Here is a 22,434-nt window from a genome sequence, read left to right as displayed (position 1 = left end):
AAAGAGAAGAAGGATGTTTAGAATGCGAAAACTATCAATCATACGCAATCTCAAATCCCTAAAGGTAAAGCTGATTTTAAATACGATTCCAGTTGTTATTCTTACCGTGCTTTTAAGCCTTGGCGTAGGTGTTTATTCCAGCTATCAGGGATTAACGCAAAACATGAACGACGATCTAACTACCATGGGTAACATACTCACCGAATCCATTAACAATGGCATGAATACTATGAAAACCTCTTTTCGGAGTGTTGCTCTTTCCAGCACGCTCTCTGCCCCCGGATTAACAAGCGCTCAGCTAAAAACAATATTAGAGCAACAGAAAGATTCTATGGGGTACGAGTCCCTAAGCCTAGTAACAACAGATGGCCTTGTATTAAGCAGCAAGGCTGATTTAAATGGTAAAAACATAGCTGATCAGCAATATTTTAAGGATGCTTTGGCCGGGAATACATATTTTTCAGAACCAATGAATGATATTAATGGCAACTTCTGCGTTATCGCCTGTACACCTATCTCAAATAATAATTTTAAAGGTGTTTTAATGGCGATTATGGATTCCAATGTATATAGTCCCTATATTCAAAATATAGTGGTGGGTAAAACCGGCAGTGCCTTTATTATTAATAAAGATGGTGTTTTGATCGGCAATATTTCAAAAGAAAAGGTTACACAACGCAAAACCGCGGAGATACACAAATATGCTGACCTAACAAAAAGTGGAATTACGGTTTATTCCTACAGTACCGGAGATCGCATTTGTTACCATGCCCCCTTGCCTGGAACAAACGGGTGGTCCTTTGGAATTGTGGCTCCAATCAAAGAGATGACATCGTCGATTAATTATACCATTATCGGTTTATTAATTTCCTCGATAGTTTGTATTCTACTAAGTGTTTTATTTGCTAGAAAAACTGCAAAATCTATCGCGGAACCGATTTCACTTGTTTGTAACCGATTAGAGTTGCTTGCAAAAGGTGATTTACAATCGGATCCCGTTGAAGTTAAAACACAAGATGAGGTTGGCACTTTAGCTCAATCTTTAAAGATCACGATCTTATCATTACGAAATTATATCACTGAAATAAGTTCCGTTCTGCATGAGGTTTCAAATGGCAACCTGCAGGTGCAGTCCGACCTTCAATATAATGGTGATTTTATACCAATCAAAAACTCACTGGAAAACATCACACAATCTCTGCATGATTCCATGAATTCCATTAATCAGGCATCCGACCAAATTGCGAGCGGCTCCGAACAGCTTGCAACTGGCGCACAGTCTTTGGCTATGGGTTCTAGCGAACAAGCCAACTCAGTTGAAGAACTCTCTACTGCCATTTCTGAAATTGCGGAACATGTAAAAGTAAATGCACAGAATGCGGATAACGCAAATGATAGAGCCGCAAATGTACTGCAGCAAATTGAAACCAGTAACCATTACATGCTGGAAATGGTTGAGGCAATGTCTAAAATTAATGATTCCTCGAATCAAATTGAAAAGATTGTAAAGACAATCGAAGATATCTCTTTTCAAACAAACATTCTCGCTTTAAACGCCTCTGTTGAAGCGGCCAGAGCAGGCTCGGCAGGGAAAGGCTTTGCCGTAGTGGCAGATGAAGTACGAAACCTTGCTACAAAGAGTGCAAGCGCCGTAAAAGATACCGCACAATTAATTAATCATTCACGAGAACAAGTGGAGAAAGGCGCCTTAATTGCAGACAATACCCAGAAAGCACTCAACGAAGTGGTTCAAAGTGTTCAGGTTGTTGCAGATAAGGTAGATCAAATTGCCAGAGCTTCTATGAATCAATCCGAACGGATCGATCAAGTGACACAGGGGGTAAATCAAATTTCGGGTGTTGTGCAAACAAACTCAGCAACAGCGGAAGAGAGCGCAGCTGCAAGCGAAGAGCTTTCTGGGCAAGCGCAAGTTTTAAAAGAGCTTGTTGAAAAATTCCAGTTATAACAACCGCTGTTTTTTTTGACTTGCACAGTTGAAATGATACGAAGCTGCAAACCCCCACCAGCCAAATTGGTTGGTGGGGGTTTTATGATTTCATACCAAGCTATTATTTATCCAGAACTACAATGAATACACCAATTCATTGTACTTCGCCTGATATTCTAAAAACAGCTTTACCAATTCTGGATCAAATTGCCGTCCTGCCCATTTCTTAAGCTCGCCGCAGGCATAGTCATGAGAAAATGCAGGTCGATAAGAGCGAGCGCTTACCATGGCATCGTAAGCATCACAAACGGCAGTTGCGCGAGCCACAAGTGGGATTTCCAATCCCCTTTTCCTATACGGATAGCCTGTTCCATCCCAATTTTCATGGTGGTACACAGCCGCATCGAGTAATAAATCAATTATTTCTTTTGGGATTACAGAATCGTTTTCCCTGCGGGCAGACTCCAGCAATTTTCTGGCAAATACGGTGTGCTGTTGTATCAAACGGTACTCTTCCTTAGCTAAAACCCCTGTTTTAGTTAAAAGTTCAGCGGGAACATGAGCCTTGCCTATATCGTGGTAATAGGCCGCTAAACTGTAATACTGGAGCATGGGTTGGTCAGCATATTCATTGAGGCATATTGAAAAGCACTCCATGAGCTTTCCCACATTAATGCTATGTTGAATTTGTTCTTCGGGGAGCAGATGTAAAATTTCATCTGCAGATACTATCTCATTGATTTTTTTCAATGGTTCCACTCCTTAGAAGAATCTGGAGTACACAATTTTGATAAAACCGTACCGGTAAATTAGAAGTAACCTCCCGGCTTTATTTCTGCTTTGCCTCAGCTTTAACCAATAATTCTGTTTTACTTATAATTTTTAAAGTATCAAGTAAAAGAGCAATCCGGTTCTTTTCTGTTGTGCTCTCCAACTGAGCAATTCCAGTAAGGTAAGAATTTGTTTGATCTATGTTTACTTTCGGGGGCGGAGCAATTTTTTCGGACGGAATATCGGTAACCTCATCCACTTCATCAACAATCAAGCCAAAGTGGTTTTCTTTCACCGAAATAATGATGATGCAAGTACGATCACTATAAGGGATCTCAGCTTTTCCAAAGCGAAGACGTACATCTACAAGCGGTATAATTTGACCGCGTAGATCTATGACTCCTTTTACATAGTGAGGGTAATCGGGAAGCTGGGTAATATCCTGCATCCCAACAATTTGAACCACATCTGCAATGGAAACCGCAAAGAGCTGTTTGTCGATCCAAAAGGTTAAATAACGCCCCTTCACCTCATCTTGCAAGCCGTAATCCTGCTCAACTGTTTGTCCCATATTCTTAAAGGCCTCCTTTTCTTTCACCTTAAACTCTGAAAGGCTTAAAATGTAAACCCGGAATACGAGTCGGTCGTATCATTCTGTAAACGATATGCGTTATTGCTCGGTGAACCTGAAAGCTTAAATTTAGATACTTCCTGCTGTAAGGTCTGAGCCTGTGCTGCAAGCTCTTCACTGGAGGCAGAGCTTTCTTCGGCTGTTGCTGCATTGTTCTGTATGACCGCAGACACCTGAGAAAGCCCCTGGTTAATTTGCTCAATTGCAGCAGCCTGCTCCGTAGAGGCTTCATCAATTTCTCGAATCGCCTGGTCTACCATTTGAGATTTTTCAGCTACTTGTCCCAAAACACCCAGCGTTTCAGCTGCAATACGTTCCCCTTCGGCCACTGTGGTTGCCGATTTCTGAATCAGGTCAGATGTTTGCTTAGCAGCCTCAGCCGATTTTGCGGCAAGATTACGCACTTCATCCGCAACAACGGCAAAGCCTTTGCCAGCACTGCCTGCACGAGCGGCCTCAACCGCTGCATTCAGAGCAAGGATGTTTGTTTGGAACGCAATGTCTTCTACCAGCTTCGAAATTTTTGAAATTTGGTGAGAATCCTCTCCAATTTCACGCATGGCACCATTGAGTCTCTGCATAAACTCGTGGCTTTCTGAAATACCCTTCACCGACTGATCGACATAGGTTGTTGCATTATTTACGCTAACTGCGTTTTGAGCTGCCCGCTCTGCAACACTTACAATGGAAGCATTAAGCTCTTCAACGGATGCCGCCTGCTCCGTAGCACCGGATGAGAGAGCCTGTGCGGCGGAAGAGACCTGCTCAGAACCGGTATTTACTTGGTCTGCTGCCATACTAATAAGCTGGAGGGTATTACTCAATTCGTTCTTAATTCTTTCAAGGGCAAGACCCAACGCATCTTCTTCCGAACGCAACGGTACATCCTGTGTAAAATCACCTTTGCTGATCACTTCTGCTGCTACAACCTGCTTGCGGATGCCATCTACCATTTGGTTAAACGAGGCGGCAAGCTGACCGGTTTCGTCTTTGGAGAGCATATCGCTTAAATCTACATCTACATGTCCTAGCGCAATTAAATCGGCAGCTTCAACAACACGGCCAATTGGCTTGGTAATCGTGAGGGAAATCCGCTTGCCTAAAATAATACCGGCTATTGCACCAATTACAGCGAATACGATTAAAACGATGGTCATGATAAGAGCGGAACGTTCATTAGAATCGCTAGTTTGCTTCGCAGCTTCCATGCGAATATCCACCAGCTTCTGTAAATCTTTAAACATAAGATCTGTTTTATCAGAAACATTGTCCAATTCATTAGCAGCTTCCCTTGCTTTCCCAGCCTTAATTTCTTCGAAAGCATTGTTCATAGCGATAACATAAGATTCGTTGTACAGCTTGTCTATTTCATCTATTAGAGCTAGGCTGTCTTGTCTTACGGTTGTTTTTTTATACTCTTTCAAATTATCTGTAAAAGTCGACACACTTTCTTTACAGTTTTTTTCATACTTTAATACTTCGTTGCTATTGCCAACTTCAATAATAGCTTCTCTTACATCAATTCGGCTCTGGTAAATAGCTTCATAGGAATTAATTAACTTTTCGATGGGGGCCGTTTGTTGTTCGTATAAATATGTATCTAGGTTATTGATGCTAATCATTCCGTAAGTTCCTACACCGCCAATGGCGATCATAAAAATAATCATTGCGAAAAATCCGGTAGATAGTTTGCGAGCTATGCTAAAATCTTTATATTTTTTCATAAAATATCAGCCTTTCTATAACGAAACTTATTTTTCACCGTATTTCTCTTAGTTTTTTTCATCCTTTCCTGATGATATAATTGTATAACTCTCGACAAACCACTTTTCTTTTACAATGATGTTTTCTGAAAATTTTTCCACAATGTTACTATTCTTTTTCCGCATTTAACTACCCCTCTCAGAATGATAAATATTTAGAAGAGACTGTCAAAATCTCATTCTTTTGAGCTTGTTACCATAAGATACTAAATTAATTGGCTTTTCCTTTTGAATCATATCGTATTATAATAAGGGTAATATAATAAAAAGAAAGATTTTATATCGTCGCAGTTTATCCAAGACCGTGCGTAATTCAACAGGAATGCGGTTTATACTGCTGTATTTGTATTTATGACGGCTGAATTGACGGCGAATGCTTTATTTTCTTCATGAGTAAAATAAAGCTCGTTCATTTTTTCAATAGCTTTTTTCTTTTGCTCCATAAGAGAATGGGCATACACATTGAGAGTAATATTTACATTTGAATGCCCTAGAATTTCACTTAATGTTTTTAAGTCAACCCCAAGCTCTAACGCTCTTGTTGCAAAGGTATGGCGTAGAGCATGAAACTTACGATTTTTCACTCCAGACTCTACTAACATTTTTTTATACAGCCTTTGGTAAGCCCTTGGGTCGAACGGTTCTGTCCCTGAAGAAAGAATATAGTAGTTTTCGGCTTTGGGTATCATATTTTTATCTTTTACCTGTTTATAGAAAAATGCTGGAATGGGAATCTTTCTGCATGAGGTGCAACTTTTGGGAGTACCTATGCTAAGTTTCGTTTTCGTTCCTTCTGATTCAAAATTTCGAACACGTGAAACGGACCGACGAATAGACATAGTCCCGGCATCAAAATCAAAGTCGCCCCATTTTAATGCACAAAGCTCACCGAGACGGATTCCTGTGTAAAAACATAGAACAATCCCTAACATTCTTTCATCTTTTGAATTTTGAACCGTATATTCAAGGAGTCGCTGCTCCTTTAAACTGAAAACGGGTACTTCTGTCAAAGAATACTTTACTTTGGGAAGTATAACTTTATCAATGAGAAGATGATTCTCTGGTGTTTTGATAAAAATCGCTTTTAATGCGGTTTTAAAAATTGATAGGATTTTTTTCTGATAAGTTACAGACAGCTCTTGATTGTTATGAATGGATTGCACAAAAGCTGTAATTGTTTTTTCACACAGTAGTGTGTTTTGTGGCTGAGAAAAATATGGAATTACATAGCTTTTCATACAGTAATAATAGCTTTCGAACGTAGAAGGCTTTAATTGATTGAGCGAATCGTTCAATAACCAATTGTTAAATAAGTCTGCTGCATTTTCTTTTGATTCTTGCACTTTCATAATCGGTGTTGCTTCGGTATCACAAGAGTTTTTCATTTTTTCTCGTACTTCTCGGTACGTTTTGGCGTAATAATAACGGTACTTCCCCTCCGATTGAATGACTCTTCCTTCCCAACGCCCATCTTTACGTTTATATATATTTTCACCTTTACGAGCCATGGTAAATACTCCTTTCTATGACGTTAATGCTGACGGCGAATTATTAGAAATCTATAACATTTCTATAATTTTAACTAAAAACACTTATATTTTTTCGTAGTTTTTTATTATCAATTGGCGAGATTGACTTCTTTAAAAAGATAATATATAATGAAAAAGGTCATATTGTGTCGAAATTACATGTCTCGGTCTTGGATAAACTGCGACATTTTCGCACAGTTATTTTAGCTAAAAATAAGCTCAAAACCACAGGATTCACTGTATGAATCCTGTGGTTTTTTTATTTTGAATAGAATGTATTTCATTGCTTCCGCTTTGTAATCTCCTGCTTATTTTTTTACTTTTCTGTCTTTATAAGAAACAAGGACACCCTGCCTTAATAACATAGTAGAAGATAATCTTTTCCCCTGCCATTATAAAAGGCTGGGGTTCGGAAAGATGGAGTTGATTTTATGAATTCAGATCAATTAAACAACATGAGTTATTGGGACCAGATCCGCACTACACAAGGAGACGAAGCATGTAAAACCACTTTCATTGAGCATGCGAAAAAAGATGTACGGCAGGCCGTTTCTCAGCTTAATGATAATCGCCTAGCCTTCCCCTGCCTGTACATACTCCATGAACCGATTTTACAGCAGCATGCGCAACGATATTTAAACATGCGAAACATGACGGCATTGCAACTGATTAATCAGGTAAAAGGTTATAAAGCGGTTGGTATAAACACATTTTCCGCGAAGCAAAAATCCTCTTACCCGGTTTTAAAGTGGATTTTAGAAACAGGCTTCAAAGAAGAAATTTTAGAAGATGATTATGAAGAAGTATTGGATTTAAGTATTTCCGTCCTCATCAACATTCACAAGGATGCTGACATTTTGCCTATGGCGGCAGATATATTGTTTCAGCGAAACCGAAATGACCGTCTCATTCACGATTTGGTGTGGGCCTTGTTTCGCTTCCGCGACCCACAGGTGCTAAAGCTCATTGCGCAGCGTCTCTCCTCTGCAAATCAGAAGGATGCGAATCTAGCAGCAGAATTATTACACACAGATCTAATTGAGAAATCTGCCCTGAAAAGCGGGAAGAAAGAAGCATTGGAGGCTTACTTGGATTGGCTGGAAGAAAACCTGCCTTACCTGTATTTTACAGAAGAAAGCTTTCAATACACTAGTAAACCGGAGTTTTGTACCTTAGATTTAGAGCGCAAATACCTGCAAAAGGGTACCCCCTCTTTAAATAAGGTTCCCATTACAACTTTGGCACCGGAAGAACAGCAATGTATGGCTGCTTTTCAAAAACTGAGTAAGGATGAAAAACGGTTATTATCCAACTACTCTCATCGAATCCACAATAAAAGCATTTCCGATTGGGAGGAATGGCTGCACGTTCCTACTCACGAACAAATCAAAGCCGCTAAGGCAAGATTGGAGGGAGAGGAATGATCGCAATCACCGGTTCATCTCAACCAATCTCCGAACTAATTGCTGCGTACCCGGAGAATAGCGTAGAGCAGCAGGTGCTAAAGCAAATGTCTGACAGTGAAGAAACCTACCGTTACGATACGCTAAAGCAGCTGCAATTTGAGCTGTCTTTGCGTAAAGAAATTGTTAATGCCGCAAGAGACCTAAACCGAAGCGGTTTAAATTTTACGGTATTTCATAAATCCAAGGTTAACCCTGAATTTTGGGAAAGAACCAGCAACGGTGGCTTTTTATTAAAGCAAGGGGTAAAACCCAGCGACGCAATACGTGATATTTATAAAAATGGGCAATTGTATGGCACCGAGTGCGCCACCGCAATGGTTATCGTATATTATAAGGCTTTACTGGAGCTTCTTTCAGACGAAACCTTTAACCGCCTGTTCCCCTCCATCTATTTAATGAATTGGCATAGGCTAGACCCTCTACTGCGCGAAGTAGGCACGCCCAAATCAGTTGCCGATGTAATGCTAGGTGACCGTGGGTATTTCATTAATCCGGAGGTAGACCCCGAGGTCTCAGAATTACAGGGCGAAAACGTCATCATTATGCCGGGAGGGCTTTACTATGGGCATGGCATAGGACTTACCACTGCTGATCGTATTCTACGAATGCTCAATGCCAACCGAGTAGACGGGGCAACCCAAAGCGCCTATTTTATAGAAAAGTCAGCTGCGCGGCCAAACTTTAAAAAACTGGAGCAGGCATCGCAAGGCTCGTCTGCTACTGCATCGTCACAATCGTCGCAGTCATCACCGCCATCGATTTTAAACTGGCGTCCATTCCCTCAGCCAATCTCAAGATAAATGGTAGCTTAGCAAAAAAGTGGGGTACTGATCTAATTCATCAGCACCCCACCACTCACGCAAACAAATAAAAAGAGCAGGCAGAGTTAAACCTCTGCCTGCCCATTCCGTACTCTTAGCCCTAATTCGGTAATCATATATTGGTTTTGCCCGGCTTCGCCCTCCCGAATTTTTGTAATTAAGTGTTTTTCGAGGAGCTCCCCAATATTATCTTCACTCACCTCATGAACAACGGGGCTGGTCTTTGACAATATAAAATTATGCCCTGTCGCTTCGCCAACCTCAAACAGATTTAAAACCCGCCCAATTTCTTTATTCGTCATTATAAATCTCCTTCTGCCTTGTAACTCATTTCTCAACTAATTCGATGTAATGCGATGTTCGTATTATAGCCTACCGTATTTTTAATATTCAGTATTCGCTGAATCCAAAGAGCCGTTTTACAAAATCCTATGTTCTCAAACAAAATATTTGTATTGGAATTTCGATTAACGCATAGTATGTAAGAAGAATAATTATACTGCAATATTGCGAGGTGCTTCTATGGCAGACAATCAAATTCGCCACTTGTTCCCGGGTAATAATACAAGCCAAGGCTTCTTCTCTTACTTTGCTTATATACTACCCTTACCGCAAACCAAACGTTTTTATTGCCTGAAGGGCGGGCCCGGCGTGGGCAAATCTACCCTTCTAAAACACATTGGTGACCGCATGGCACTGGAGGGGTTCGACCTTGAGTATATGCACTGTGCCTCTGACCCCGATTCTCTGGACGGCCTTGTGATACCTGCTTTGGGAGTCGCTCTTGTGGACGGCACTGCACCACACGTAACAGACCCCGTATACCCTGCCGCAGTAGATGAAATTGTTAATTTAGGGGAGTATTGGGACGACGAAGGCATTCGGGAAAACCGAGATGAAATTGTGCGTATTAGTGGAGAAAACAAGCAGCAATACAAACACGCATACAAATATTTAGCGGCTGCTAAAAGCCTTTTGGACGACGTGACCGAGACGCTTGAGCTTGTTACCGACAAGGCCGGTGCTCTTTCACAGGCTCGGCACATTATTAACAACGAGCTGTCTCAAATCCCAATTACCGGTAAAATGGGGAGTATTCGCCGTTTATTTGCAAGCGCAATTACTCCATCCGGTGTGGTGTATCATTTGGATTCACTCTCGAACTATGCTACAAAAGTGTATTTAATTCAGAACCTTTGGGGAATTGGTGTACATGAGTTGCTGGAAAAAGTGACGGCTGAAGCCGTATTCCGTGGGTTGGATGTTGAGCGGTACTATTCTCCCTTAGCACCAGATACCCGCATTGAGCACGTATTCATCCCAGAATTAAAGGTCGCGTTTATTTCAGAGCCGGTGGGCTATTCGTGGAACCACGTTGGTGACTCTGTAATTGATATGACACAATATACCGACAAATTACTCACTGACGCGCAGATTGAGGCAATTGACTTTAGCTCAAAGAATTACCATATGCTCATTGCACAGGCGGTTAGTGCTCTTTCCAGAACCAAAAAGCTGCACGACGAGCTGGAAGCCTACTATATTCCACACATGAATTTTGCAGGTGTACAGAAAAAAGAAGAAGAGATTTGTGAGCAGATTTTATCCTTAGCTAATCTGCCGGATTAAGTTTTTTCTGCCATCTCTGTATTTTTAAAAAGAGCCGCCGAAATATCGGCGGCTTTCGTTTGTTCTATTCAAATACTTTTTTATAAAGCAAAACAGGTAATTCGGTTTCATAGGAGGAGAGCTTGCCCACCAAATCTATAAAATGAGGAGTTTCCGTATGCCGTTTCAGTGCATCTAAATCTACCCATTCCTCAATTAAAGTTAAATGATGTGCATTGTCTAATTCTTGAAACAATTCGTAGGATATACAATCTTTTTCTTGAACCGTTTTATCGATTAACAATCGATATAATTGCAATGCTTCTGTTAAACAACCCTCTTTAATCATACTTCTCGCAACTACTTTTATCATAAAGCTTTATTCTCCTTTTTATTTGATTATACAACATAGTTAGGGTTTGGTATAGTGATGAGGTTCGTCATCATCGAACCAATCCATATATTTTAAGTAAATGAGAATAAGCCTTTTACTTATAGTAACACTAACTGTAAATTAGTTTGTAGAAATAAAGGAGATTACTTCCATGTCTACTAAAACAGTTGACGGAAATCAAGCGGCGGCCTACGCTTCTTACATGATGACGGAGGTTGCTTCCATTTTTCCCATCACACCCTCTTCCCCAATGGCAGAGCATGTGGACCAATGGGCAACCGAAGGGAAGCAGAATCTATTCGGACAACCGGTAAAGGTCGTAGAAATGCAGTCGGAAGCAGGAGCGGCTGGTGCCATGCACGGGGCTTTACAGGCCGGTGCACTCGGCACTACCTACACAGCCTCACAAGGACTATTACTGATGGTGCCGAATATTTATAAAATGGTTGGCGAGCTGCTTCCCGGTGTACTTCACGTTTCTGCCCGTGCGCTTGCTACCCATGCTTTATCTATTTTTGGTGACCATCAAGACGTAATGGCTTGCCGTCAAACCGGAGCCATTATGCTTGCATCTACCAATGTACAGCAGGTGGTAGATCACGCTTTCCTCGCCCACTTTTGTGCCATCAAAGCGAGTTTACCCGTTATACACTTTTTTGATGGCTTTCGTACCTCTCACGAATACCAGAAAATAGATGTTCCGGAATACGAGCAGGTTCTGCCTTTGCTCGACCAAAAAGCATTAAAGGCTTTTAAAGAAAGGGCACTCAACCCCAATCACCCCGTTGCAAGGGGAACAGCGCAAAACCCAGATATTTATTTTCAGGGTCGTGAAGTACAAAACCCATATTTTGACCGTGTTCCCGGCATTTTAGAAGAACTTATGCAATCCTACTCCAAAATTACAGGCAGAGAATTCCAGTTGTTCTCCTATTACGGAGCAAAGGATGCAACGCACGTGATTATTGCGATGGGCTCAGTATGCGACACCATTCGCGAGGTGGTTGACCAGCTTACCGCAGAAGGCAAAAAGGTAGGTGTAATAAGCGTTCATCTTTACCGGCCTTTCTCTGCCGAGCACCTGCTAAACGCTTTGCCGGAAAGTGTACGCTATATTTCTGTACTAGACCGCACCAAGGAGCCTGGTTCCATTGGCGAGCCTTTGTATTTAGATGTTAGCAAGGCGGTGTTAGAGCAAAGAAAAAATATTGCAATTTTTGGCGGCAGATATGGCCTTGGCTCAAAAGATACTCGGCCCGGACATATTTTGGCTGTCTTTCACAATATGTATGCAGAAAAACCTCTTCCCCGTTTTACAATTGGGATTGATGATGACGTAACTATGCTCTCTTTAGCAGAAATTGAGCCAAACCACGAGTCACCAAGCATCAACTGCAAATTCTGGGGGCTAGGCTCCGACGGTACCGTTGGGGCAAATAAATCTGCTGTAAAAATCATTGGTGAAAACTCTAATAAATATGTACAAGCCTATTTTTCTTACGACAGTAAAAAATCTGGTGGAACTACCACCTCTCACCTGCGCTTTGGTGACACCCCCATTCGATCCCCATACCTCATCGATCGAGCCGATTATATTGCCTGCCACAACAAAAGCTTTCTTTATAATTACGACATTTTAAGCGGCATCAAAGAAGAAGGCATTTTTGTACTGAACTGTAGCTGGTCTGGCGAAGAGCTTGAGCGCAATCTTCCCGCTGCGCTAAAGCACACCATCGCACAAAAAAGACTGAAATTCTATACAGTGGATGCCATTGACATTGCCTCGAAAATTGGCCTTGGCAACCGTATTAATATGATTATGCAGTCTGCATTTTTTAAGCTAGTTCCAGTGATTCCGCTCGACCAAGCAGTTACCCTGCTTAAGGAGGGTATCCTCAAATCCTACGGCAAAAAGGGACAAAAGGTAGTTGAGATGAACTATGCCGCAGTAGATGCCGGCATACAGGCTCTACACCAAGTGGAAGTTCCCAGCCATTGGGGGGAAGAGAAAACCACCGCCTCCCTACACTCTTCAAAAGAAGCAAATGAACCGGAGTTTATTTCTCGTATTCAAAGGGTGATGGCGCGAGATGAAGGCAACGATTTGCCAGTTAGTGCATTTTTAGATATGCCAGACGGTACCTTCCCGCTGGGCACCACGGCCTACGAAAAACGTGGCATTGCCGTAATGCTGCCTGAATGGCAAATTGAGCGATGCATTCAGTGTGGTATGTGTTCTTATGTTTGCCCCCACGCTACCATTCGTATGATGGTGCTCGACGAAGAGGAAACGAAGCGTAAGCCAGAATCCTTTGAAAGCAAGCAGGCAACCGGAAAAGGGCTGGAAAACTACCAGATGCGCATTCAGGTAAGCCCCTTAGATTGCACTGGCTGCGGCAACTGTGCAGATGTTTGCCCGGCTAAGGGTAAGGCACTAATTATGAAGCCTGCTGGCCAAGAGGAAGCACAGCGCAGCAATTGGGAATTTGCTATGACCCTAACAGAAAAGAGGGATTTAATCCCCTCAAACACCGTAAAAGGCAGCCAGCTGTGCAAACCACTTCTTGAATTCAACGGTGCTTGCCCCGGCTGTGGAGAAACACCGTATGTAAAGCTAGTTACGCAGTTGTTCGGTGACCGCATGCTCATTGCAAACGCGACTGGCTGTTCCTCTATTTGGGGTGCCAGCGCTCCCTCCATCGCTTATGCCACCAATGCAAATGGAAAAGGTCCCGCTTGGGCAAACTCCTTGTTTGAGGATAATGCCGAGTTTGGCTACGGAATGTATTTGGGCTCAAAGCAAATTCGAGAAAACCTCGCGTTACAGGTGGAAGAAGCTTTGCAGCAGCAAAAGCTGAAGGAATCGCTTCGCACAGCACTATCCAATTGGCTAGAGGCTTTCTTCTCCGGAACGGCAGCAAAAGAAGAATCAAATGCGTTAATTTCTGCATTGAAAGAAGCGAACACAACCGATTGCCCACAATTACAAAAGATACGCGATATGCAGGATTACCTGGTAAAGCAATCTGTTTGGATTATTGGGGGCGACGGCTGGGCCTATGATATTGGTTACGGTGGGCTTGACCATGTGCTGGCAAGCGGTGAGGATGTAAATCTTTTGGTTTTGGATACCGAAATCTACTCAAACACCGGTGGGCAAGCCTCCAAATCCACCCCCATTGGTGCGGTAGCCAAATTTGCGGCAGCTGGTAAACGAACCCGTAAGAAAGACCTTGGTATGATGGCAATGAGCTACAAGAACGTTTATGTAGCGAAAATTGCTATGGGTGCAAACTATATTCAAACACTGCAAGCCATTATGGAAGCCGAGCGCTACCCCGGGCCATCCCTCATTATTGCTTATTCTCCCTGTGTAAGCCACGGTATTATTAAGGGAATGGGAACGAGCATGAACGAAGAGAAAAGAGCAGTAAACGCTGGCTATTGGCACCTATACCGTTACAATCCTATGCTAAAAGAGCAAGACAAAGCTCCGTTTGTGTTGGATTCTAAGCAACCTGCAGAGCCATACCGCGATTTCCTCAAAGGTGAGCTGAGATACACGCAAATGATTACCGCTAACCCAGAGAGCGCAGACCAACTTATGGAGGAAGCAGAAAAGAACGCACAAAATAATTACGAAATGTACAAGCAGATGGCAGAGGATAAGCTATTCTAAGCTTTGTCAAAGCCCTCTGTTTCATTCGAAGTTTCAATTAAAATGGTTCTGTCCGCTTGCAAGTGTAAAAATCGCTTTATTACTTTCTGCTTACGTCAATAAAATCTATAAAGCATTTACTAGCTTTCGTACTTTTGGTATGAAAGAGGCGCTGTGCTATATCACAAGATACTCTGCTGGCGCAGGGCTTGCCCCTCGTACTAAGAGCTTTTCATTTTGTTTAGAGAAAGTTTTTGCTTGACTAGTAAAATGTTGCGCTTGGGCGCAAGGCTTCTGCTGGCGCAGGGCTTGCCCCTCATGTCGGAGCGGGCACAACCTTTCACGAAAGGGTGAAAGGTTGCAAAGGCATGCCAAAGGGAGAGTATCGATTCTCTGCCTTTGGAATCCGAAGTGAGCCCCCGCTCTGCATCTATTCTCCGCACAGAAAACGCCTGTGCGTTACAGACTGTGAGTAAGGTTTTGTTTTGTCGCTCATAAATAGAAGAAGCGACAGTTAAAGCGATATTCAATAAGCAAAAGAAAGCTGCACAGCTAAAAACGGCTGTGCAGCTTCTTTTCTATTGTTTTATGAAATGCAAACTATTTTTCATTCGTATCCACATAATCTTTTGCGTGTTCAATGTCTGGCTTTGAGGGAATCGTAACCTGTGAAATGTGCTTTACCTTATGAATCTCAGCCAAAGGTGCTGTATCGTGGCGTTCCACTGGAATATGAGCATGCTTATCTTTTTCAGGCATTTGTATGGTCTCCTTTTCATTTATATTATCTTATTTTTTTCTTATGAAATAAAGCTAGACTCCCAGTACAATCATTGTGTCTCCATTCGGCAAGCGGGCGATTCCCGCTTCAAACATTTTAGCCATTTGAACAATCATTTGCTCCCGCTGTGCTAAATCTTCAATATGAAGGCACAACGGGTCACCTCCAACAATTTGCTCTGGATTATTCGAAAAATACACCAGAATTTGTGGGTCATTGGTCATATTCTTTCTCCTCTCAAAAAGCGTCAGCGGGACATAATTCTGCGAACTTTACGGCTGTTTTCAAGCACGGGAGTGCTCTTGATAGCAGCAATCATTCGCCCCATGTCGCGGTCTACTGGTACCATTGCAATAACCATTTTATCGTGCTCGATACTTCGCTTAATATAGTGGTAGGTTTTCACCCCCAAAGCACTGGCGGCTTCAAATAGAATGGCTTGCCGCTGCCCTGCGTTTTCCAACGTAGCACGGAACTGCTCTTTTTTCGGAGTAAGAACTACGGCCAGACCTTGGTTTAAAAGCAAATCCGTTGCGACGGGGGAACCAGCCGCACCCGTTACATAAACTTCATCCACAAACAGGATGGAACCACCCTCTATATGGATTTTTCCCTGTTTTACTTCACAAATATCGCCGATGCTCTTTCCCTTTGTTAAGCGTTTCAGCAAAAAGACAGAAAGCAAGCCGAGTATAACCGAAGCGACAATGGAATAAGTGCGAGAGAACGTATCAGTTAGCAATACCACCGAAGACGTTATCATAGATGAAATCATGGAGATATAGTTTCGAGCCTCATAGGTTTTCGAAATGCCATCAATATAGGCATTCCCACGGCGGGCAAAGCCGGAGGATTCGAGGTTATCCAAACTCTCTTGCTCCATTTTGCGAATATCTCGAAAATGCTGTACTGCCAATGCCAAAAAGGTAAAGGCGGCATAGTCCTTTTCCAGCAAAGCGGGAATGGCAACCGCTCCCAATGCGGCAGCGATAAAACCAGCAAACAAATGAATAAATTGGCCGTCTGGGTAGGTGGGCGTTTGCCGGTAATCCACTACCAGAGTTATGGCACGTGCAATGGTTCCTACCAATATGCCCAGCCCAATTGCCCACGCATAGGTTATACTTATCATTTCAGAAAATATCGGCATACTCTTCCCTCCCTTGTGAATTTATTTAATTTAAGTTTCATTATTTTGTACCATATCATACATCAAATGCACTGCTTTTCGAATTTCCTTATAGCTGGTGCAACGGCACAAATTTGCCTGAAGCCACTCTTCCACCACATATTCTTCCGGTATATTGGGGTGCTGTGTCAGCATGGCATGGCAAACCATTAAAAAACCAGAGGTACAATACCCGCACTGAAAGGCATTTGCCGTTACAAATGCTTTTTGTATTGCTGTGTTCCCGCCAAGTCCTTCCACAGTGGTAATTTTACAGCCCTGTGCTTCTACTGCAAGCATTAGGCAAGATTTTACCGGCCAGCCGTCAATCATAACCGTACACGCACCGCAGTCCCCATTTTTACAGCCGGGCTTTGCACCGGTAAGCCCAAGCTGTTCCCTTAGTACATCCAACAAAACATCGGAGGGTCTTACCGTTACTTCGTGCGTTTCTCCATTTACTTCAAGTGATACAATTGTTTTTCCCTCATACAGTATCATTCTGCCATGCCTCCAGCAATTCACACACCGTATTTTGAAAGACAAATTTTCGATAATCTCCAGAGCCCTCAACCCCTTGGTAAGCGGGCTCCGGTAATCGCTTTACCGCTTTCTGCGCTCGCACCTCTGGGGATAGCTCTCGGTTATTTAGTACCGTTTCAATCGCCCCACTGCGAAAAGGCCGGGAGCATATTCCAGAAAAAGCGATTCGCAGCTCGTCCTCTTTCCATATTGCGGTTACATTTACAAGCGGGTAATCGATTTTCTCTTGCGTGGTTTTTTTAATGTGAGCATAACGTGTCGTTAATGCCCATTCCGGAATGTGAAGTTGAACAATCCATTCCCCATCTTTTAATTGCACCCTCCCATTAAAGATGCTGGCAAAGGGAACTCTACGAATCCCGTTTGCCCCGCTCGTTGTTGCTTCTGCATCAGCCAACAGCAACGGCAAGCTAGTTTCGCGATAAATAATGGTTCCGCAGAGATTGCCTCCAAGGGTAATACGACACTGGTTGGTATGGTCTGCTATACGACCGCACGCCAACCCTAATAAGGGAAACTGCTTGGATTCTCTTATATCATTGAGCGTACACGCCGCTCCAATTGTTAAAAACCCGTTCTCTTTACTTAGAACATTACATTCCGGAATCTTTTTTATATCGATAAGTGCATCTGGGTGGATACTCCCAGCACGACACATGGTAATCACTTCCGAACCGCCGGAGTAAAAAGCAAACTGCTTCTTTTCTTTCTGGAATCGATTCATTGCCTGTTCTACTTCTTTTAATGAATTGGGTCGGCAATAGATAAAATCAAATGATATCACGATGTACCCTCCTGCGACGTACGCCAAAGCGTTTCTGGTATCAGCGGGAACGTGGTATACTCAAACCCAAACGCATTGGATAATGCGTTGCCAAGTGCCGCCGGAATGCCAATGGTGCCGTGCTCCGCATAGCTTCTCACACCATAGGGGGAACCATCCTCGGGGGTTTCTACAAACTCCACGCGGTAATCCGGCTCCTGCCCTATGTGCATTAATTTATAGGTTCTAAGGTTCGGCGCCTGCGGCATACCCTGTTCATTGTACGTTAGCTTTTCCCGGCTCGCCATGCTCATCCCCATTGCCATACCGCCAGCTACCATCGAGCGCATCGATTCTGGGTTAATCACCTTGCCAATATCCATTACGGTTAATGCAGAGATTAATCGATAGGTAAAGGTTTTAATATCTGCTTCTACCTCCACCACTTGTACTCCCAATGTCCACGCAGGCCCTGTCATTCCTTTCCCAGTAATTGGGTCTAGCATGCTAAGGCCCTTGAGCATCATACCGCCTCTTCCCACAACGGGCTCGCCTATTGATTCACCTCTTGGCGACTGGTAGCCCTGTACAATATCTTTTAATTCAATATAGCGCTCCGGGTTTTGAATGGCAAACACACGGCCATTCGCCACCTCTATATCGTCATCGGAACACCCCAAAGCCAGTGCCCCATTGCTGCGAAGCTGGGAAAGAACATCATCTGCCGCACGTATCACAGCCTTGCCCGCCATATATGCAGTCAGGCTCGCTACGGTTTTCCAGTGCTCCGGTGCAACTCGAGTATCAACTGGCAGAACTACATGCACTTGGTCGCAAGAGATTTTCAGCTTTTCCGCCAGAATTTGTGCTAGTTGGGTTTGTCCATTGCTTCCCATTTCTACCACGCCGGTAATCAAGTTCACACTTCCGTCGGTATTAAAGGTGATGGTTGCACCGGAGATTGCATTTGTTGGGGGATTTTCGGTCTTCCAAAAGCAGGCAATCCCCTTTGCCTGCACGGTATTTTCTTTCATCACCTTGGGGGTAAAATCGCATGAGGTAATCTGCTTTGCTCGCTCTAAGCATTGGGGCAAATCACCAATCAGGCTCTTGCTATATTCCACCTGCGTAGGTGTGGTGCTGCCTTCGTGAATGGCATTACGCAGACGCAGCTCAAGCGGGTCTATCCCGCACTTTTTTGCCAGAAGGTCAATTGCACGCTCCACGCAAAACGTATAGGAATCGTGACCAAAACCACGATATGCCGTGGAATAGGTGTGGTTGGTGTATACGCAAAGGGAATCGCAATGTACATTTTCAATGTGGTATGGGCCGGTACAATCCACTGCAATCGCCTTTGCCATATTGGGAGATATATCGGTATATGCGCCGCAATCCACATGAAAGGTAAATTGCGCTGCCTGTATATATCCCTCTTTATCTGCTCCCAGCGTTACGTCTGCCTCCAGACCAATACGGCAAGGTGCCGCTTCCATGTCCTGTTCTCTGGTTATTATCAGTCGAACTGCCTTTCCCCCAACACTTTTGGAGGCTAAATAAGCGAGTATTTCTAACATAACCGCAGATTTGCCACCAAAGCCGCCACCAACAAACGGCACGGTTACTTGTATTTGCCCTGCTGGAACCACAAATGCATCGGAGATTTGCTTTCGCACGGCATAGGGAGACTGCGAGGAGGTTGTAATTTTCACGTTGCCGTCCGCGCTAATTTCGGCGCGGGCAGTTCGCACCTCCATCGCCAAGTGGTCAGATGGAGGGAGTGAAAAATGCTGCTGTACAATTGTTTCACAATTCTTCAAAGCTGCTGGCGCATTCCCTTTTCGTATTTGGTAGTGGCTTGCAATGTTGGTTTTTTCTTCTGGGCAAACATCGGTCAATTGCCTCTTATATGCTTTTACATTCTCATGTATCAAAACTGCACCCTCTGCCAACGACTCCTTAGGTGTTAGCAATACAGGGAGCGGCTCGTACTCTACTTCAATTTGCTCTACCGCTTTTTCGGCAATGGCTTCTGTTTGCGCCACAACAAGCGCAACTGGCTCTCCGGCATACCGTACAACATCTCTTGCCAAGGCGGGGCGATCTATTAGCAAAGGGCCGTGTAGCTCTTTAAATTCCGAACCAATTAATATCGATTTTACTCCACTTACTTCCCATGCCTTTGATGTATCTATCTTACGAATTTTTGCGTGCCCATACGGGCTTGTTAGCAGCCTAGCACACAAAACACCTGTGGTGGGTAAATCATTTACGTACTGTGCATTGCCAGTCACCTTGTCCCACGCATCCTTGCGAGGAACGTTTTTCCCTATTGCTACGTTCAACTCTATTCACCCACTTTTTCACTTTATCAATTCAAGTAGTATATTTCCCCAGTATTTAGAAAAAATGTAATTGAAATAATGAGGGGGGTGAAATTATGAATCCATTTTTAGAAAAGCACAGCTCTGTTTTAGACGGCATAAAAGATTGGGCTTCCGTTTACCCGCAGCCCTATAATAAAATGACGGTAGACCCCTACACAAAGGTTCGCATAATCCTTATGAACGGAATCGAAGTAGAGTCTATCTTATTTAAGCACCAATTTAGCCGTAACTGTACAAATAACGATTTGCGCAGGGAGCTTGCTCTACTGCGCCGTGTAGAACAGCAGCAGCAAAAACGCATTAATTGGTTAAAACCGATTGACGAAACATCGCTCGAAACCACGATAGGCTATGAGCATGTAGCGGTTGACCTAACTGCGTGGCTGGCACAAAATGAGCCAAACGCTTATGTAAAGCAAACACTGGATTTTGCCCTTCTTGAAGATTTTGACCATTTATACCGTTACTCTAACCTGCTGGATTTGGACGCTCAAATACCGGCTCAGCAACTTGTAAAAAGCTATGTGGATATTACACCCGGCCGCCCGACAATTGCGGAGCACCGATTCCCGTTTGACTCTATAAAAAATCCCGTTGATTTTAAAACGGCAGACATTCGAACAAAGCTCAATACCCTTATTATTACCGCCGGTGAACAACAAACCTTGAACTTTTATATGAACATTGGCAACACCTATTACAACGACTTGGGGCGGCAGCTTTATTTAGAAATTGCAATGATTGAAGAACAGCATGTAAGCCAATATGGTTCTCTGCTAGACCCGAACGCAACTTGGCTTGAAAACCTTCTGCTGCATGAGTATACCGAGTGTTACCTGTACTACTCTTTTTATCAAGATGAAATCGACCCCAATGTAAAAGCGATATGGGAACTCCACTTAGAGCAGGAAATCTCCCATTTGCAAAAAGCGGTGGAGCTTTTAAATAAATATGAAAAGAAGGACTGGCAGCAGGTAATTCCCGGTGGTGATTTCCCAAAGCTACTGCAATTTCACGATACTATGGATTATGTTCGCCAAGTGCTCAATGATCAAATTTTATTGACCGCGAATCGCGAAAACTTTATACCGGTAACACAGCTCCCACAAAACAGCGATTTCTTCCTTTACCAGAACCGAATCAATTATGATGTAAATATGGTTGCTAGCCATAACGTAATTGCGCAGCACCAGCAAAAATACAATGTAGACTACCGATTAGAATCGAAGCCTAACCCAGTGCAAGGCTTAACAAATAATACCGTAGACAATACGCAGATTGCCCGTATACCGCAGGGAAACTAAAATACAAACCACGATGAGCAGTTCCATGCTAACACTTAAATTTGTAATAAATGAAAAGCCTCCTGCCGTAGAATCAAAACTACGATAGGAGGCTTTTGCCGTTATTCTATAACATGATTTGTAAAGAGACGGTAATTCCCATTAATAAGCAAACGGTTGCGGCCTTTATGATGGGTTGAAGCCTTTGCGGTATATGGTAGGAAAAGGAAGCGATTTGCTTTTCGCAATACGCAATTGGGCGAAAGATACTATTCTTCCAATAATACCCTACCCCTACGATAAAGCTAGTGATAAGATTTTGCGTTACCATAAATTTGATTAGTTTATCAACATTAGCGATTACCGAAACATCCCGAATCCAATCTGGAACAATCCATAATAAATACGCCAAAAAAAACAAACGCCAAGTCGTATTAATCAGAAAAGCTACCAACACTTTTTGAGCCAGCTTTTGTGGCATTTTATTTGTGATATACCGGTAACTTACCATAACCAAAGCCATTGCAGCCGCCTCAAAAACAATGGAGATTGACGGATTGATTACTTTATCAATTCTCCCTGGGAGCAATAGATTGAATAGTTTTATGGAGGAACACAAAAAGCCAACCAGTACAACCGTGTGCACCTGCCTTGTTTTACGGTATACATTCGCCATAAAAAAGCAGGCAACGGGAAACCATACAAGCCAGCTTATGCTATAAGACATTAAATGCAGCAAATACCCCACAGTAGATTCAAATATTCCCCATAATGCACCCCAAACCAATATGTAAAACAAATAGCTATTTGTACACTCTTTTTCTCTCAAAGCTTTTCCCTCCATCCTCTTTTTTACAACTATATGTCCACTTTATCTAAATAATACTAGTGCTTCTATTTGTTGTAAAAGAAAAAAGCTC

Annotated in this window: 19 protein-coding genes; 6 read left to right on the top strand and 13 right to left on the bottom strand. The window is 43.0% G+C overall.

Translation table 11 applies throughout. The features are described 5' to 3' along the window. The first annotated feature begins 22 nt into the window (after positions 1-22). Positions 23-1,966 (top strand): methyl-accepting chemotaxis protein, encoded by a 1,944-nt coding sequence (locus E7L17_RS06660; protein ID WP_316322474.1) that lies wholly within the window; start codon positions 23-25, stop codon positions 1,964-1,966. Between the two features lie 117 nt (positions 1,967-2,083). On the opposite strand, the gene E7L17_RS06655 is transcribed toward E7L17_RS06660, so the two are convergent. From E7L17_RS06655 to E7L17_RS06640, 4 genes are all read right to left on the bottom strand, one after another. Then, entirely contained in the window at positions 2,084-2,698 is a 615-nt protein-coding gene (locus E7L17_RS06655) for an HD-GYP domain-containing protein (RefSeq protein WP_316322473.1), read from the bottom strand. A gap of 79 nt (positions 2,699-2,777) precedes the next feature. Further along, on the bottom strand, positions 2,778-3,290 hold the full coding sequence (locus E7L17_RS06650; protein WP_316322472.1) for a chemotaxis protein CheW: 513 nt from the start codon (positions 3,288-3,290) through the stop codon (positions 2,778-2,780). Between the two features lie 44 nt (positions 3,291-3,334). Further along, entirely contained in the window at positions 3,335-5,074 is a 1,740-nt protein-coding gene (locus E7L17_RS06645; RefSeq protein WP_316322471.1) for a methyl-accepting chemotaxis protein, read from the bottom strand. Positions 5,075-5,442: 368 nt separating this feature from the next. Beyond that, positions 5,443-6,621 (bottom strand): tyrosine-type recombinase/integrase, encoded by a 1,179-nt coding sequence (locus tag E7L17_RS06640; protein ID WP_316322470.1) that lies wholly within the window; start codon positions 6,619-6,621, stop codon positions 5,443-5,445. Between the two features lie 452 nt (positions 6,622-7,073). Between E7L17_RS06640 and E7L17_RS06635 the strand changes: the two genes are divergently transcribed. Together E7L17_RS06635 and E7L17_RS06630 are read left to right on the top strand one after the other, a co-directional pair. After that, positions 7,074-8,066, top strand: a complete 993-nt coding sequence (locus tag E7L17_RS06635) for a hypothetical protein (protein WP_316322469.1) — start codon at positions 7,074-7,076, stop codon at positions 8,064-8,066. Beyond that, positions 8,063-8,908: a protein-glutamine gamma-glutamyltransferase gene (locus E7L17_RS06630; RefSeq protein ID WP_316322468.1), complete on the top strand. Its 846-nt coding sequence runs from the start codon at positions 8,063-8,065 to the stop codon at positions 8,906-8,908. The genes E7L17_RS06635 and E7L17_RS06630 overlap by 4 nt, the downstream gene beginning before the upstream one ends. Positions 8,909-8,994: 86 nt before the next feature. On the opposite strand, the gene E7L17_RS06625 is transcribed toward E7L17_RS06630, so the two are convergent. Continuing rightward, positions 8,995-9,231, bottom strand: a complete 237-nt coding sequence (locus tag E7L17_RS06625) for a hypothetical protein (protein WP_316322467.1) — start codon at positions 9,229-9,231, stop codon at positions 8,995-8,997. Positions 9,232-9,451: 220 nt separating this feature from the next. On the opposite strand from E7L17_RS06625, the gene E7L17_RS06620 reads away from it, so the two are divergent. Then, complete coding sequence (locus E7L17_RS06620; RefSeq protein WP_316322466.1) at positions 9,452-10,558, top strand: hypothetical protein; 1,107 nt, start codon at positions 9,452-9,454, stop codon at positions 10,556-10,558. Positions 10,559-10,622: 64 nt separating this feature from the next. On the opposite strand, the gene E7L17_RS06615 is transcribed toward E7L17_RS06620, so the two are convergent. Continuing rightward, positions 10,623-10,910, bottom strand: a complete 288-nt coding sequence (locus E7L17_RS06615) for a putative quinol monooxygenase (RefSeq protein ID WP_316322465.1) — start codon at positions 10,908-10,910, stop codon at positions 10,623-10,625. A 172-nt stretch (positions 10,911-11,082) separates the two neighbouring features. Between E7L17_RS06615 and nifJ the strand changes: the two genes are divergently transcribed. Beyond that, entirely contained in the window at positions 11,083-14,610 is a 3,528-nt protein-coding gene (gene nifJ / locus E7L17_RS06610; RefSeq protein WP_316322464.1) for a pyruvate:ferredoxin (flavodoxin) oxidoreductase, read from the top strand. Between the two features lie 579 nt (positions 14,611-15,189). Here the strand turns inward: nifJ and E7L17_RS06605 are convergent. Genes E7L17_RS06605 through E7L17_RS06580 form a run of 6 tightly spaced genes read right to left on the bottom strand, consistent with a single transcriptional unit; the run spans position 15,190 to position 20,189 of the window. After that, on the bottom strand, positions 15,190-15,348 hold the full coding sequence (locus tag E7L17_RS06605) for a DUF3787 domain-containing protein (protein ID WP_316322463.1): 159 nt from the start codon (positions 15,346-15,348) through the stop codon (positions 15,190-15,192). 54 nt (positions 15,349-15,402) lie between these two features. Next, positions 15,403-15,594 (bottom strand): capping complex subunit for YIEGIA, encoded by a 192-nt coding sequence (locus E7L17_RS06600; protein ID WP_316322462.1) that lies wholly within the window; start codon positions 15,592-15,594, stop codon positions 15,403-15,405. A 23-nt stretch (positions 15,595-15,617) separates the two neighbouring features. Further along, entirely contained in the window at positions 15,618-16,520 is a 903-nt protein-coding gene (locus tag E7L17_RS06595; RefSeq protein WP_316322461.1) for a YIEGIA domain-containing protein, read from the bottom strand. 30 nt (positions 16,521-16,550) lie between these two features. Beyond that, positions 16,551-17,039, bottom strand: a complete 489-nt coding sequence (locus E7L17_RS06590; RefSeq protein ID WP_316322460.1) for a (2Fe-2S)-binding protein — start codon at positions 17,037-17,039, stop codon at positions 16,551-16,553. Beyond that, positions 17,026-17,865 (bottom strand): FAD binding domain-containing protein, encoded by an 840-nt coding sequence (locus E7L17_RS06585; RefSeq protein WP_316322459.1) that lies wholly within the window; start codon positions 17,863-17,865, stop codon positions 17,026-17,028. Before E7L17_RS06585 ends, E7L17_RS06590 begins: the two co-directional genes overlap by 14 nt. Beyond that, complete coding sequence (locus E7L17_RS06580; protein WP_316322458.1) at positions 17,862-20,189, bottom strand: xanthine dehydrogenase family protein molybdopterin-binding subunit; 2,328 nt, start codon at positions 20,187-20,189, stop codon at positions 17,862-17,864. The genes E7L17_RS06585 and E7L17_RS06580 overlap by 4 nt, the downstream gene beginning before the upstream one ends. 95 nt (positions 20,190-20,284) lie before the next feature. Between E7L17_RS06580 and E7L17_RS06575 the strand changes: the two genes are divergently transcribed. Continuing rightward, complete coding sequence (locus E7L17_RS06575) at positions 20,285-21,535, top strand: hypothetical protein (protein WP_316322457.1); 1,251 nt, start codon at positions 20,285-20,287, stop codon at positions 21,533-21,535. Positions 21,536-21,641: 106 nt separating this feature from the next. Here E7L17_RS06575 and E7L17_RS06570 read toward each other — a convergent pair whose 3' ends face one another. Then, the gene (locus tag E7L17_RS06570) at positions 21,642-22,343 is read right to left on the bottom strand and encodes a hypothetical protein (RefSeq protein ID WP_316322456.1); all 702 of its coding nucleotides are present in this window, start codon (positions 22,341-22,343) and stop codon (positions 21,642-21,644) included. Positions 22,344-22,434 lie beyond the last annotated feature (91 nt).

The organism is Clostridium sp. (genome assembly GCF_032576335.1).
Taxonomy (GTDB): Bacteria; Bacillota; Clostridia; order Oscillospirales; family Acutalibacteraceae; genus Faecalispora.
This window is presented reverse-complemented; position numbering and strand designations above follow the sequence as displayed.